We start from the raw sequence: 13,459 nt of genomic DNA, 5'->3' as shown, positions 1-13,459 counted from the left end.
TTATGTTTACAGGCATTATTGAAAGTTTAGGTAAAGTAGAAAGCCTGCAAAGTGTGGGCGGTGATGTACGTTTGCGTATTCAGACAGATTTAGATATGTCAGATGTGCATTTGGGGGATTCAATTGCCACCAATGGTATTTGCCTGACTGTGATCGAGTGGGGCGACAATTGGTATGCCGCAGATGTGTCCCGTGAAAGTTTGAACCGTACCACTTTAGGCACATGGAAAGTGGGTCAGCCTGTCAATGTCGAAAAAGCCATGTTGCCGACCACACGTTTTGGTGGACATATCGTAAGTGGCCATGTTGATGCAGTCGGTGAAATTACGCTGGTACGTGAAGATGCACGTTCAATTTACTATGAAGTGACTGCACCTGCAGAAATTGCCAAATATTTGGCAGAAAAAGGTTCGGTGACCGTCGATGGCATCAGCCTGACCATTAACCATTTACGCGGCAGTGTTATCAGTCTGAATTTAATTCCACACACGGCAGAGCGTACCAATATTGGCACATGGAAAGTTGGCAGCAAGGTCAATTTAGAAGTGGATGTCTTGGCGCGTTATATTGAGCGTTTGCTCTTGGGTGATAAAGCTGCAGAAACTACGCAGCAATCTAAAATTAGCATGGAATTCTTGGCTGAAAATGGCTTTTTAAAATAAGCACAGAGCCGAATGAAATTTAAACAGTCTGATTGAAAAATTAGACTGTTTTTTTGTTTTTAGGGATAATTAAAAAGATAAAGATGTTTTTTTCATCATAAACACCCCTTTGGTTTAATGTAGATGATTGATTTTTTAATGAATTTGGAACACTGGCTGCCATTATTACTCGATAATTATGGTCTGTGGATCTATGCCATTTTGTTTCTGATTATTTTTGCAGAAACAGGTTCTGTGTTCATGTTCTTTTTACCAGGCGATAGTTTGCTGATCGCAATTGGTGCCTTGTGTTCCACCACTGACGTGGTGCATTTGCACTATATGGGGATTTTGCTTTTTGTCGCGGCAGTCTTGGGATATAGCGTCAACTATTACACTGGACGAATTCTAGGGGTGAAGTATTTTCATCAACATTCACGTTATTTCAAACCTGAATATATTGTCAAAACCAACCATTATTTTATGAAACATGGTGGCAAAACTATTTTAATGGCGCGTTTTATACCGTTTGTACGCTCATTTGCACCATTTGCTGCAGGGTCAGGGCACATGCCTTTGGCGACCTTTAGTTTTTATAATGTGGTGGGTGCTGCCGTATGGATTTTTTCTTTAATGGCAATAGGTTATGGCTTGGGTAATATTTTGTCTTGGTTGGGTGATTGGATTTAAATTCCTCATTTTTTCTATTTTCTTATTCTAAATCCACCGCGATAACTAAAAAAGTGGATTGATGGCCACAAAAAAAGCCCACCGTGTGGACTTTTGATATTGTTCAGTTTTAGTGTTTGGTGACAATTAATTCTGTGCCACCCAAGCGCGGGCTAAAAGTATCGTTACTTTGAATTGAAAACTCACCCTTTTCCGCTTCTTTAGACAAGTACATGCTTAATGATTGGAAATCTGCACGACTGATCCATAAATCCTGAGCACGAATACTCCACTGTTCGCCCGCATTAAGATGGTCGATTTTGCCTGAAATTTTCGTCAAGATATCCATTTAAAACCCATGATTACAAAAGTCATTTAAAGGAGATAAAAGTTGAGAATTCAACTTTTTCTGGATGATTATCATGTGACAAAATTATTTCATTTTGATGACATTGGGTTTAAGACTTTGGGCTAATTGGGGATAAAAAGTAAAATTATTCTTTAGAAAAATTTGAATTTTTTAAGATATAGTCAATTTCTTCTTGGGCTGCAGCATGTAGTCGCGCACGAAAGATCGTTACCGCCTGCTCAATTTGAGTTTCGGCTTCTAGCTCTAAACGCAAACGTACACTTTCAAGTTCAGAAACAATTTGATCATCACTTACCGCAGTTGCGGCTTGATTAAAAGTCACTGCAGGTAATTCAGGATTTTGCTCATAACGTGCAGTATAGTTTGAAATTTCCTGATCCAGACTTTGACGCATCAACTCAAGTGCTTGAGTTTGTTCTGCAAAGCGTTGCGCTTCATCTTGCTGTAGCTGTGCAGCATAAGCGGCTTGTTCTGCACGTTGCTGTTCTAATTTGAGTTCGAGTGCCAATTGGCGACGTTGCCGTGCTTCTTCAATCAAACGTGCTTTCAGGTCAGCATAGGCTTGTTCAATTTTTTCCTGTGATTGTTGCTGAGCGCGCTGATCTTCTGCAATCCAGTTGTGTAATTGCGTTTCAGGTTGCAAGACCTCACAAATTCGATGCAGATCATCCATAAATGTCTGGCGCACAGCCTGAGGCGCGGTTAACCAGCGCTGTTTAAAATCTGAGCCGACATTTAAAGTCACCGCATCTCTCCTTATTTTGAGCAGTATTTTTAAAAAAACGTTTTAAAATTAAAGCTTAAACGTCTGTGGTTCTATGCCCAAACGTCGATATTGTTTAAATTTTTCACGTCCAAGCACTTTAGCTGCTTCGTGATTTTCAATAATCTCAATAATGTGACTAAATTTTGCATAGGCTTCAAGTGCCTGACTGTTAAAATTAAACACAATCCAGTCCGATTGCTGCGGTAATTCGGCAGAAATACATACGCTGGCCTGTGTTTGGTTAATGCCATGTGGAATAAAGCTGCTGGCATCAAAACTCCACAGACGCTCATCCAATATTTGCTGTAACTCTGGATCAGGGCAATGCAGCCAAATGCGTGCCTGCTGCCGCAAAATTTTGCGGCATAAACGGCAAGTGCTTTCCACTTGCCGTTCAGGACTTTTTTCAAACAAATAAAAGCTAACTTTAGCCATTATTGCTTGCACGTTGTGCGAGGAACTGCATCAATAACGGTACAGGACGACCTGTTGCGCCTTTATTGCTGCCTGAATTCCATGCAGTGCCTGCAATGTCTAGATGCGCCCAGCGATAGTCACGGGTAAAGCGTTGCAAGAAGCATGCTGCAGTAACTGAACCTGCTTTAGGCCCACCAATATTGCCAATATCGGCAAATGGTGAATCCAGTTGTTCTTGGTAATCGTCAATCACGGGCATACGCCATACACGGTCAAATGCAGTGTGTCCCGCAGCATCTAATTCCGCCGCAAGTTCATCATCTGGGGTAAACATGCCTGTCAGTACCGAACCGAGTGCAACCACGCAAGCGCCTGTTAAAGTCGCAATATCAATCACCAAAGCAGGGTTGAAGCGTTTCACATAGGTTAGGGTATCGCACAGCACCAAACGACCTTCGGCATCGGTATTTAAAATTTCGATGGTTTGGCCGCTCATACTGGTCACAATATCACCCGGGCGAGTGGCTTTGCCTGACGGCATATTTTCTGCAGCGGCAATCGTGCCGACCACATGGATAGGTAAACGTGCTTCACACAGCGCGCGCATGGTGCCTAAAACTGAAGCAGAACCACACATATCAAATTTCATTTCATCCATCCCTAAGCCGGGTTTGAGTGAAATGCCGCCTGTATCAAAGGTGATGCCTTTACCGACCAATACCACAGGTGCTTCATCACGCTGTGCTTGATATTCGAGGCTAATAATGCGCCCTGGACGATCTGAACCTTGACTGACTGCAAGGAAAGCGCCCATGCCTAATTCTGCCATTTCTGCTTCATCTAAAATGGTGACTTTGAGTAGGTCTGGATATTCTGCCGCAAGTGCTTGTGCTTGTTCTGCCAAATATTCAGGGAAACAAATGTTGCCCGGACGGTTGCCCAAGTCACGTGCCATGTTTTGACCCGATTGCATGGCTTCAATCAATTGAAGTTGATCTGCGCTGAGTGGGCTGTTGTTGGCAATGAAATGGATTTGTTCAAGCTGAAACTCATTCTTTTTGCTTTTGTATTCATCAAAAGCATAGGCTGCTTGGGTCAGGCTGAGTGCAAATACATAATGCAGCTCGCTAGGCAGAGCAGACAAATCAATGCTGATCTGTTTAAATTTTTTTTGTGAAGATTTGATAATGCTTTGTGCAATTTTTGCCAGCTTTGCGGCTGGTAATTCTTCGGTTTTACCCAAACCGATCAGGTTGCTATTGGCGCATTCAACAACGCTAGCCACCAAACTTAAACTTTCATTAAAGCCTGCTTTAAATTGTGTCGCTTGAATAATGCTGTCTAAATCCTTGATTTGATAAGCAGCAGTTGCCTGTGGCACCTGTTCTGCAGCCACTAAAATTGACAAAGATTCACTCGCGCTGTGTTCTTGGAATGCGGGACTTAAGCTAAATTTAATCACTGGATTTTATGCCTATCTAAATGTGCAAACTATGCAACCATTGAAACATTTTTATGCGTCGAGTTTCAATGTATAACAAGGCGATAGGTTTTATATTTTTAACATTCAGGTAAACTAACGCGAATTGGATTCCCTCACATTTTGGAAGAAATAATTTGATTATTCGGCGTTATTTGGTCAAGCAAGTTGTGTCGACATCCTTGGTTGTGATTGCCTTACTGACTTTGATCATGATGGGTGGTCGCTTGATCAAGTATTTTGGCGTGGCGGCACAAGGGCGTTTGGATGCGAGTATTTTATTCAGCATCATTGGCTATCGCTTGCCTGAATTCTTGACGCTGATCTTACCTTTGGGTTTCTTTATTGGCTTGATGTTGGTATTTGGTCGTTTATATGTCGACCATGAAATGGCAGTGCTCAACAGCAGTGGCGTGAGTCGGCATCAATTGGCACGTTTATTGGTGCCAATGACGCTGGTATTTCTAATTGTCCAAGGCTTTTTAATGCTGTGGGCATCACCGTGGGGACTGCGTCAGTTTGAAGCATTGACCACCAGTCAGGCGGTACGCACAGGTTTTGATTTGGTGCGACCCAAAGAGTTTATTTCTTCAGGGCCATATACCATTTACGCAGGTGATCTATCTGAAGATCGTAAAAACCTGAAAGATATTTTCTTCTATCAACGTGCAGAAAAAGCAGGTCGTCCTGATGTCATGATTCTGGCAAAAGAAGCGACACGGGTAGAGCTGGAAAATGATCCTGCCAATGTGGTGGATTTGGTCGAAGGGCGTCGTTATGAAATATTTCCGGGCACAGCCAAATATTCACAGGCAGAATTCCAAAGTTATCGTTTACGTTTAGAGAATGACAAAGAAGCTAAATTTGAAAGTGCCGAAGTAGAAGCCTTAACCACCTCGCAACTTTGGAAAAACCGTGCAGACCCTGTGGTCGCAAGTGAACTGGGATGGCGTATTTTTGTGCCTTTTGCGATTGTGGTGGCGTTGTTTTTAGCCGTGGCATTGTCAGAAGTTAGTCCGCGTCAGGGGCGTTATTTAAAACTGTTTCCTGCCTTGTTAATTTTCGCCAGTTTGATTGTGGCGCTCATGGCGGTTAAAACCCGTATCAGCAAACAAGAAATGGGCATGATTGCTTATCCGTTGGTGTTGTTGGCTTATGCGATTGCGGCAGCCTTGTTCTCACGTAAACAAAAACTAGCACCTAAAATTAAGCAGCAAATTCAGCGAGTGAGGTCTTAAGATGTTGGCACGTCGTATAGTTGCAAAACACGTCACCAAGACCACTGCACTGGCTATGTTTGGTGCAACGGCAATTTTGTCTGGTTTGCAGGTGTTGTTTACCTATTTAGGCGAATTGGGTTCACTCAATGAAAACTATAGTGCATGGCAGGCATTGCTGTATGTATTGTGGGGTGCGCCAAATTATCTCTATGAAATTTTGCCGATTTCTGCCTTGATTGGCGCAGTGTTAGGCTTGGGTACGTTGGCATCCAACAGCGAATTGATTGTGATGCGTTCTGCAGGGATTAGCCTGTGGCGTATTGTGGGATGGGTGATTCGTTCCGCCATGGTATTGGTACTGCTGTCTTTTGTGCTCAGTGAATGGGTGATTCCATACACCAATGAACAAGCCAAAAGTGTTAAAAGTCACCGTAGCGTCGCTGAGCTGGGTGAAGTTCGTGGCTATTGGTCGCGCGAAGGCAATCGTTTTATTTATATTGACTACGCCAATGCCCAAGGGCAGCTCAAAAATGTACAAGTGGTCGATTTTGATGATAATTATCGCTTGCGTGGTACATTGTCTGCAGATCAGGGACAGTTTGTTAAAGACGGTAGTTGGTTGCTCAATCAAACTGAACAGATGGATATTTTGCAGGCGGGCAACGCGACTTTAGCTAAAAACAGCGAACAGGCTTTGGCTTTAGCATTGCAACCGAAATATGTGCACATGGTCACCATCGACCCTGAAGATTTATCCCCAAGTCAATTGGTCAGTTTCATGAGTTATATGCATGAATACAGCCAAGTACCCAAAACCTACCAACTGGCGTTCTGGCAAAAACTTGGTGCACCCTTTGCGCTGATTGCTTTGGTGGTGATTGCTTGCTCCTTTATTTTTGGGCCGTTACGTCAGCAATCTATGGGTTTCCGTTTGGTGATTGCTTTATTTGTCGGCTTAACCTTCTTTTATTTACAGGATTTCTTGGGCTATGCCAGCTTGGTCTATGCACCATCGCCTGCGTGGTTCGTATTTATTCCTATTATTCTGATGTTTGTCATCGGCGGTTACTTACTGCATCGTGCGCGTTAAGTGCGGGCCGATGCTGCTGCTTTTTCCGTATGATTGGGTAAACCTATCTGAATCAGTGGCGGAAACCATCTTCTGAACATAGAGTCTTGACGCAAAATTCGTTAAGATAGCATGATTAATTTGTAGACGAAAAAGAGTATTGATTATGGCGGATGCAACTGCTGGCAAAATCCCTCACGTATTGGTGATTATGGATGGTGTGGGTCATCGCGAAGCGGTCGAAGACAACGCGTTTTTAGCAGCGAAACGACCAAATTTGACTGCTATGCAGGAAAAGCATCCGCATGGTTTGATCTCTGGTTCAGGTGAAGATGTGGGCTTGCCAGATGGTCAAATGGGTAACTCTGAAGTTGGTCACATGAACTTGGGTGCAGGACGTGTGTTGTACCAAGACTTTACCCGTATTACCAAAGACATTCGTACAGGCGCTTTCTTTGAACATGAAGTGTTGGTCGATGCGGTAGAAAAAGCCAAAGCAGCCAACGGTGCAGTGCATCTGCTTGGTTTATTGTCTGAAGGCGGTGTGCATTCGCATGAAGATCATATCGTGGCGATGGCAGAATTGGCATTAAAACGTGGTGCAAAAGTTTATCTACATGCCTTTTTAGATGGCCGTGATACGCCACCAAAAAGCGCGCAGCCTTCTTTGGAAAAACTGGACGCATTATTTGCACAATATCCAAATCAAGGTCGTATTGCCAGCCTGATTGGTCGTTACTATGCGATGGATCGTGACAACCGTTGGGATCGTGTAGAACAAGCCTATCGTTTACTTACCGAAGGTGAGGCAGTACGTACTGCGGCAACCGCGGTAGAAGGCTTGGCAGCGGCTTATGCGGCAGAGGAAAGTGATGAGTTTGTGAAAGCCACCCGTATTGGTGAAATTGCCAAAATTCAAGATGGCGACAGCGTGGTGTTTATGAACTTCCGTGCTGACCGTGCGCGTGAATTGACCAAAGCTTTTGTGGAACAAGACTTTGCTGGTTTTGAACGTAAAGTTGTGCCGCAATTGTCTAAATTTGTGATGCTAACCCGTTATCAAGCCAGCATTGCTGCACCAGTGGCGTACATGCCAGAAGATTTGAAAAACTCCATTGGTGAATATTTATCAGACTTGGGCAAAACGCAATTGCGTATTGCTGAAACTGAAAAATACGCACACGTGACGTTCTTCTTTAGTGGTGGCCGTGAAGATGAATATCCGGGTGAAAAACGCATCCTGATCCCATCGCCAAATGTAGCAACCTATGACTTAAAACCTGAAATGAGCGCTTATGAAGTGACTGATGAACTGGTTGCAGCCATTAACTCAGGTGAATATGACTTGTTGGTGGTGAACTATGCCAATGGCGATATGGTCGGTCATACTGGTGTGTTTGATGCAGCTGTCAAAGCAGTTGAAGCGGTAGATACCTGCTTAGGTCGCGTTTATGAAGCGGTGATGGCGAAACAAGGTCACATGATTATTACAGCTGATCATGGTAACGTCGAGCAAATGCAAGACTATGACAGTGGTCAGGTACATACTCAGCACACCACTGAATTGGTGCCATTCATTTATGTAGGCCCAACTCAGGCCACCATTTTGGAAGGTGGTGTGTTGGCAGATGTTGCACCAACTTTATTGAATTTGATGCAATTGCCAGTGCCAGCAGATATGCAAGGTCGCAACTTAATTCGCTTACAGGCATAACCCTCGATACAGGTAGATGATGGAATGACGGCTCACAAAATTTATGCGGTTGTGTTGGCAAGCGTGTTGTGTGCCAGTCATTCGAGTGTTTGGGCTGCGCCAGATTGGGAGTTAGATGGCCCTACACTACAACAGGACTATGTCGATGTGCCTGTAGAGTCGATACAGGAATTTGTACAAATCTATGGCATTGTCAAAGACAACTATGTGACTGAAAAAAGTGATGATGCCTTGTTTCAGCAAGCCATTCGTGGCTTGGTGAGCGGTTTAGACCGTTATTCACGCTATTTAACTGCTGAAGAATATAAACAACTTTTACAATATACCGAAGGCGACTTGGCCTCGGTTGATTTTACTTTGCGCTATGACGCTGCCCAGCAACATTGGGTCATTCAAAATTTAAGTGCCAATGCCGACTCGGCTAAACAAGGGCTGAAGAATGGCGACAGCCTATTTAAAATTGATAACCAAGAACTGAAAAAGCTGAGTGCAGATCAGGTCAATAACCTGCTCACAGGCTCAGTGGGATCGACTGTAAGCGTACAACGTGCAGCCAATCAGCCTGAAATTATGTTGGTACGCAACAAAAAAGTAGAAACCGATATTCAGGCGCAGATGCTTTCTAATCAGGTCTTGTTGTTAAAAGTACGTGTGTTTCAGCAAGACACCGCCAATGAAATTAAACGCTTAATTGAAGAACATAGCACGCCACGCTTAAAAGCCGTATTGATTGATCTGCGTAATAACCCAGGAGGCTTACTGTCTGCTGCGGTGGAATCTGCCGATTTATTTTTAAATCAGGGTGTGATTGTATCGACCAAAAGTCGTTCTGAAGGCGATCAACAATTTCAGGCGTTACCTAGCTTTGAATTTCAAAATTTAAAAGTCGGAGTACTGATTAATCATCGCTCTGCATCTGCGGCAGAAGTCTTTACCGGTGCTTTAAAAGACCATTCACGCGCTTGGGTGATGGGCGAAAAAAGTTATGGCAAGGGGGTGGTGCAAAAGCTGTTCCCACTTAGCGATGGTGCTGCCTTACAAATGACGGTTTCGCATTATTACACCCCACGCGAGCAAATGATTGAAGGGGTTGGGATTCAGCCGAATCAGCAATATATTCAAAGTCCTGAAATGAAAGAAGAGGCTTATCTTGAGCATGTGGCAGATTTACTGCTGAGCCGCCGTTAAGTCTCATCTGAGTAACACGTATTTTTAGACAGTCTTCATTGTTTAGCGTTTACTCATCTTCAGTATCTAATCCAAACTTTTTCAGACGATAGCGCAAAGAACGGAAAGACATGCCCAATTTTTTTGCTGCCAATGTACGGTTCCAGTGGGTCAGGTGCAGCGCATTCAGTAAAATGTCTTTTTCTACTTTTTCCAAGTAGGCTTCTAAACCTTCTTCAGGCAGTTTGCGTCCTGTCAGCAATACATCTGTCACGATCTGCTGTGGTGTTTCTGCTGTAGGTTGTGGTTCAGTGGTTGCTGTATTGCTCATACTGAATTGGCGCAAGGGTGCGGTTTGTAAGTGTTTGAGATCAATAACATCATCATCACTCAGGGTAATGGCACGTTCAATAATATTGCGTAACTCACGCACATTACCTGGATAGTACTGTTCTAATAAAAATTGCTGGGCACGAGGTGTCAGTTGTTTGGCAGGAATGTCCCATTCTTGTGCAACTTTTTGAATGAAGTGGTCTGCCAATAACAGAATATCTTGTCCACGTTCACGCAAGGCAGGCAAGACCAAATCCATCACGTGAATACGGAAGAATAAATCCTGACGGAAACGTCCTTGCTGAACCAAACTTTCTAAGTCCTGATGACTGGCGCTGATCACTCGAAAATCGACATCAATTTCACTATCTGAACCCACAGGACGGATGCGCTTTTCCTGAACGGCACGCAGCAGTTTGACTTGCATGCTCAGTGGCAGTTCGGCAATTTCATCTAAAAATAAGCTGCCACCATGTGCAGATTGAATCAGACCTTGTTTGTCTTGAGTCGCTCCTGTAAAGCTACCTTTTTTGTGTCCAAATAGCTCGCTTTCCATGAGTTCGGTGGGGATTGCACCACAGTTAATTGCAATAAATGGTCCTTCGTTGCGATTACTTAAACGGTGAACCAAATTGGCGACAACTTCTTTCCCCGTACCTGATTCGCCTGTAATAAATACAGGCGCTTGCGAGCGCGCAATTTTTTTGATGGTGCTGCGCAATTGCTGAATAGGCAAAGATTGCCCAATCAACATTTTATATTCAAGCTGATCTTGGCTGTGATGATCGGTGGTGTCGAAAGGTTTATTCAGTGCTTTTTCAAGGAGTTGCTGTAAATGTATTTGATTGACAGGCTTGCTGACAAAGTCAAATGCACCTGCTTTTAAAGCAGCAATCGCAATATCCATATTGCCGTAAGCGGTCAATACGGCAACAGGCACATTCGGATATTGTTCGGAAATCCATTCAACCAGTTGCAAGCCATTGCCATCGGGCAGGTTTAAGTCGGTTAAGCAAGCATCGTACTGATGTTCTGCCAATAACTGCTTGGCTTGCACTAAACGATACGCGACATGGGTTTGAATCCCCATACGTGCCAAAGTCATCTGCATGAGGGTACAAAGGTCTTCTTCGTCATCGACCAATAAAACCAAAGGTTGAACAGCGTGCATATTTTCCCCAAAACCACACAAAATTAAATCAAAACCACAGCAACAAGATTGATCCAATATCAATCGCGTTTATTCAATGGCACGTAGACATTTCATCCTGAAACATGCGCCTTGTTCTTGTTCTACATAGCTCAGCTTGGCTTGATTCGCCTCGCAAAAACTATGCGATAGATACAATCCTAAACCAGTTCCATTGATTTCGGTACTGAAAAATGGCTGGAACAGATAGAGGAGATCTTGACTGGCGACACCTGCACCAAAATCCCGCACATCAATATAAATATAAGTTGTTTGCGGGTAGACCGTAATCTCAATGGGCTGCTGTGCAGCATTGTGTCGAATGGCGTTACGAATCAGGTTAATCAGCACTTGGCGAAACTGTGATTCATCAAACTGGATGCTCAGTGGTTCGGTCAGTGTAAGCTGAATTTGACTCGCTGCATCAGGTAAATCTTCCTGAATGAATTGTGGCAAAAATTGATTGAGCTGAATCGCGACAGGCGTGGTTTGTTTATTTTTGACCATACTCAGCGTGTCGTGAATAATCTTATCAATCCGTGTCGCTTGTTTGCTGATCATGTCCGACAGCAATTGTTGCTGTGCAGCATCACTGCCTGTAAATAAATTGTTGGCTTGTACAATGGCTGCCAACGGGTTGCGAATTTCGTGCGCAATACTGGCAGAGAGTTGTCCTAAGGCGGCTAATTTGAGTTGCTGGACTTGCTGATTGATTTTACGTCCATCCTGCAGCGCCAATAAAGTCAGCGTTTGATGTGGCACTTTGAGTTTTTGTACCTGAATATGCACATGAAAATGACTCAGTTGCGACTCGAATTGAAATTTTTCTCCATCTTGCAATTGATCAAATTTGAACAGATCAAATAAATCGGGCTGAATTTTATACAATGGATAGGTCGCGTGCGCATATTTAGGATGAATCCCCAACAGATGACAGGCTGCAGGGTTGCTGAGGACGACATAGCAATTTTCATCTAAAACCAAATAGCCCATTTCGGTTTGTTCTAAAATATAACGGTTGATATTTTGTAGGCGGTTTAATTCCAAAGATTGCGAAAAATTTAGATTTTCTAAAATTTGGAAACGCCGTACTGCAATACGTCCACTGCCATAAACCACCCAAAATAAAAATGCCAATAGCGCACTTTGACCAATATTATTTAGCGATGAAAAGTCCAGCAAACTCCCAACAAAGTGTTGGTAAATCACCATAATCATCGCGATGAGGGTAATGGCTAAGGCTTTACGCTTTTGCAGCAAGAGAGAGGCTGCAAAAATCGTGATCACAAACAGCAGACTTAAATATAAATTAGGGCCATCACTGGCAAAAGTCAGGCTACTCAGCGCGATAATATCGACTGCAAAAAACAGGGTCAGTTGTTGCGTGCTTTTAAAAGGAATATATTTATAGCTGATCAGTTGCAGGCAGCTAAAAATAAAATAGCAGACCAAGGTATACAGATATAAACCCGGGTGCTGATATTGTGTGCCAAGCTGCTGAAAGGTGAGCAGGGTAATCAGCAGCAAACAAAAGGCAATCAGCAGTCGGTAAGTACCATACCACATGCCAAGATGATACTGATTTAACTCAGAATGTTGTTTTAAATCTGGCATATCGTAAAGGTCTTATTTGTGCATCAACAGCGTTGAAAATTTAGGGTTTAATCAGTCCATAACGAATGGCAAGGTGAGTCAGTTTGACATCACTATCAATATTTAATTTTTCAAAAATACGGTAACGATAGGTATTTACGGTTTTTACACTGACAAACAACTTATCGGCAATTTCCTGTGCGCTAATACAATTCACCACCATCATCGCCACTTGCATTTCACGTTCTGAAAGACTATCAAAAGGCGATTGTTGTGTGTCAGATAAGTATGAACTTGCCAGTTGTTCGGCAATGTCGGCACTGAAGTATTTACCGCCCTGCATGACTTTTTTAATGGCACGTACCATTTCACTGACAGGTGCACCTTTGGTGATATAGCCTTTTGCACCTGCTTTCAGCAATAAAGAAGGGTAGGGTTCTTCTGCCAAACCACTCACCGCCAAGACCTTAGTGTCTGGTGCAGTTTGCAATAGACGACGTGTGGTTTCTACGCCTCCAATCCCAGGCATGTTCACATCTAACAACACCACATTGGGATGATGCTGACGCACTAAGGTAATCGCTTCTTCACCCGATTCAGCTTGTCCAATCACCTGCACATCGGCATGGTCTTCGAGCATACGGCAAATCCCAGTACGTACCAATTCATGATCGTCGACTACTAAAACTGTGATCACCTACACTCTCCCTTTGAAAAAATCATCTTTTTTGTTACATAAAGCAAAATTAGCTTGCAATGAAACGACAAAATTAGCAATGCTATTCTTAATCTAGAATGAAAAGTTCTGCACAATATGGTGTCAAAAACGAT

At 43.3% G+C, this 13,459-nt stretch carries 13 protein-coding genes; 6 read left to right on the top strand and 7 right to left on the bottom strand.

The window, feature by feature from the left end; all coding sequences use genetic code 11:
- The first annotated feature begins 2 nt into the window (after positions 1-2).
- Both FTT74_RS10470 and FTT74_RS10465 read left to right on the top strand, forming a co-directional pair.
- Positions 3-662: a riboflavin synthase gene (locus FTT74_RS10470; RefSeq protein WP_104852910.1), complete on the top strand. Its 660-nt coding sequence runs from the start codon at positions 3-5 to the stop codon at positions 660-662.
- Between the two features lie 123 nt (positions 663-785).
- Complete coding sequence (locus FTT74_RS10465) at positions 786-1,331, top strand: VTT domain-containing protein (protein WP_004975673.1); 546 nt, start codon at positions 786-788, stop codon at positions 1,329-1,331.
- Positions 1,332-1,440: 109 nt separating this feature from the next.
- On the opposite strand, the gene FTT74_RS10460 is transcribed toward FTT74_RS10465, so the two are convergent.
- The 4 genes from FTT74_RS10460 to FTT74_RS10445 all read right to left on the bottom strand — a co-directional run bounded on the left by FTT74_RS10460 (position 1,441) and on the right by FTT74_RS10445 (position 4,322).
- Positions 1,441-1,659 carry a hypothetical protein gene (locus FTT74_RS10460; RefSeq protein ID WP_096901968.1) on the bottom strand — a complete coding sequence of 73 codons (219 nt, stop codon included), beginning with the start codon at positions 1,657-1,659 and terminating at the stop codon, positions 1,441-1,443.
- Positions 1,660-1,804: 145 nt separating this feature from the next.
- On the bottom strand, positions 1,805-2,425 hold the full coding sequence (locus tag FTT74_RS10455) for a hypothetical protein (protein ID WP_004975677.1): 621 nt from the start codon (positions 2,423-2,425) through the stop codon (positions 1,805-1,807).
- A gap of 48 nt (positions 2,426-2,473) precedes the next feature.
- A complete protein-coding gene (locus FTT74_RS10450) occupies positions 2,474-2,881 on the bottom strand; it encodes a DNA polymerase III subunit chi (protein WP_131260997.1) in 408 nt (135 codons plus the stop codon).
- On the bottom strand, positions 2,874-4,322 hold the full coding sequence (locus FTT74_RS10445) for a leucyl aminopeptidase (protein WP_179989008.1): 1,449 nt from the start codon (positions 4,320-4,322) through the stop codon (positions 2,874-2,876). The genes FTT74_RS10450 and FTT74_RS10445 overlap by 8 nt, the downstream gene beginning before the upstream one ends.
- A 158-nt stretch (positions 4,323-4,480) precedes the next feature.
- On the opposite strand from FTT74_RS10445, the gene lptF reads away from it, so the two are divergent.
- The 4 genes from lptF to FTT74_RS10425 all read left to right on the top strand — a co-directional run bounded on the left by lptF (position 4,481) and on the right by FTT74_RS10425 (position 9,534).
- Complete coding sequence (gene lptF / locus FTT74_RS10440) at positions 4,481-5,581, top strand: LPS export ABC transporter permease LptF (protein WP_004975682.1); 1,101 nt, start codon at positions 4,481-4,483, stop codon at positions 5,579-5,581.
- Position 5,582: 1 nt separating this feature from the next.
- The gene (gene lptG, locus FTT74_RS10435; RefSeq protein ID WP_004975683.1) at positions 5,583-6,653 is read left to right on the top strand and encodes an LPS export ABC transporter permease LptG; all 1,071 of its coding nucleotides are present in this window, start codon (positions 5,583-5,585) and stop codon (positions 6,651-6,653) included.
- A gap of 145 nt (positions 6,654-6,798) precedes the next feature.
- Positions 6,799-8,346, top strand: coding sequence for a 2,3-bisphosphoglycerate-independent phosphoglycerate mutase (gene gpmI / locus FTT74_RS10430; protein WP_104852912.1), 1,548 nt, complete (start codon positions 6,799-6,801; stop codon positions 8,344-8,346).
- 24 nt (positions 8,347-8,370) lie between these two features.
- On the top strand, positions 8,371-9,534 hold the full coding sequence (locus FTT74_RS10425) for a S41 family peptidase (RefSeq protein ID WP_004975690.1): 1,164 nt from the start codon (positions 8,371-8,373) through the stop codon (positions 9,532-9,534).
- Positions 9,535-9,583: 49 nt separating this feature from the next.
- Here FTT74_RS10425 and FTT74_RS10420 read toward each other — a convergent pair whose 3' ends face one another.
- The 3 genes from FTT74_RS10420 to FTT74_RS10410 all read right to left on the bottom strand — a co-directional run bounded on the left by FTT74_RS10420 (position 9,584) and on the right by FTT74_RS10410 (position 13,325).
- Complete coding sequence (locus FTT74_RS10420) at positions 9,584-11,017, bottom strand: sigma-54 dependent transcriptional regulator (protein ID WP_179988997.1); 1,434 nt, start codon at positions 11,015-11,017, stop codon at positions 9,584-9,586.
- A 69-nt stretch (positions 11,018-11,086) separates the two neighbouring features.
- The gene (locus FTT74_RS10415; protein ID WP_131260993.1) at positions 11,087-12,649 is read right to left on the bottom strand and encodes a PAS domain-containing sensor histidine kinase; all 1,563 of its coding nucleotides are present in this window, start codon (positions 12,647-12,649) and stop codon (positions 11,087-11,089) included.
- A gap of 40 nt (positions 12,650-12,689) precedes the next feature.
- Entirely contained in the window at positions 12,690-13,325 is a 636-nt protein-coding gene (locus FTT74_RS10410) for a response regulator (RefSeq protein ID WP_004975702.1), read from the bottom strand.
- Between the last annotated feature and the right edge of the window lie 134 nt (positions 13,326-13,459).

The organism is Acinetobacter sp. YH01007 (assembly GCF_013420425.1).
Taxonomy (GTDB): domain Bacteria; phylum Pseudomonadota; class Gammaproteobacteria; order Pseudomonadales; family Moraxellaceae; genus Acinetobacter; species Acinetobacter towneri.
This window is presented reverse-complemented; position numbering and strand designations above follow the sequence as displayed.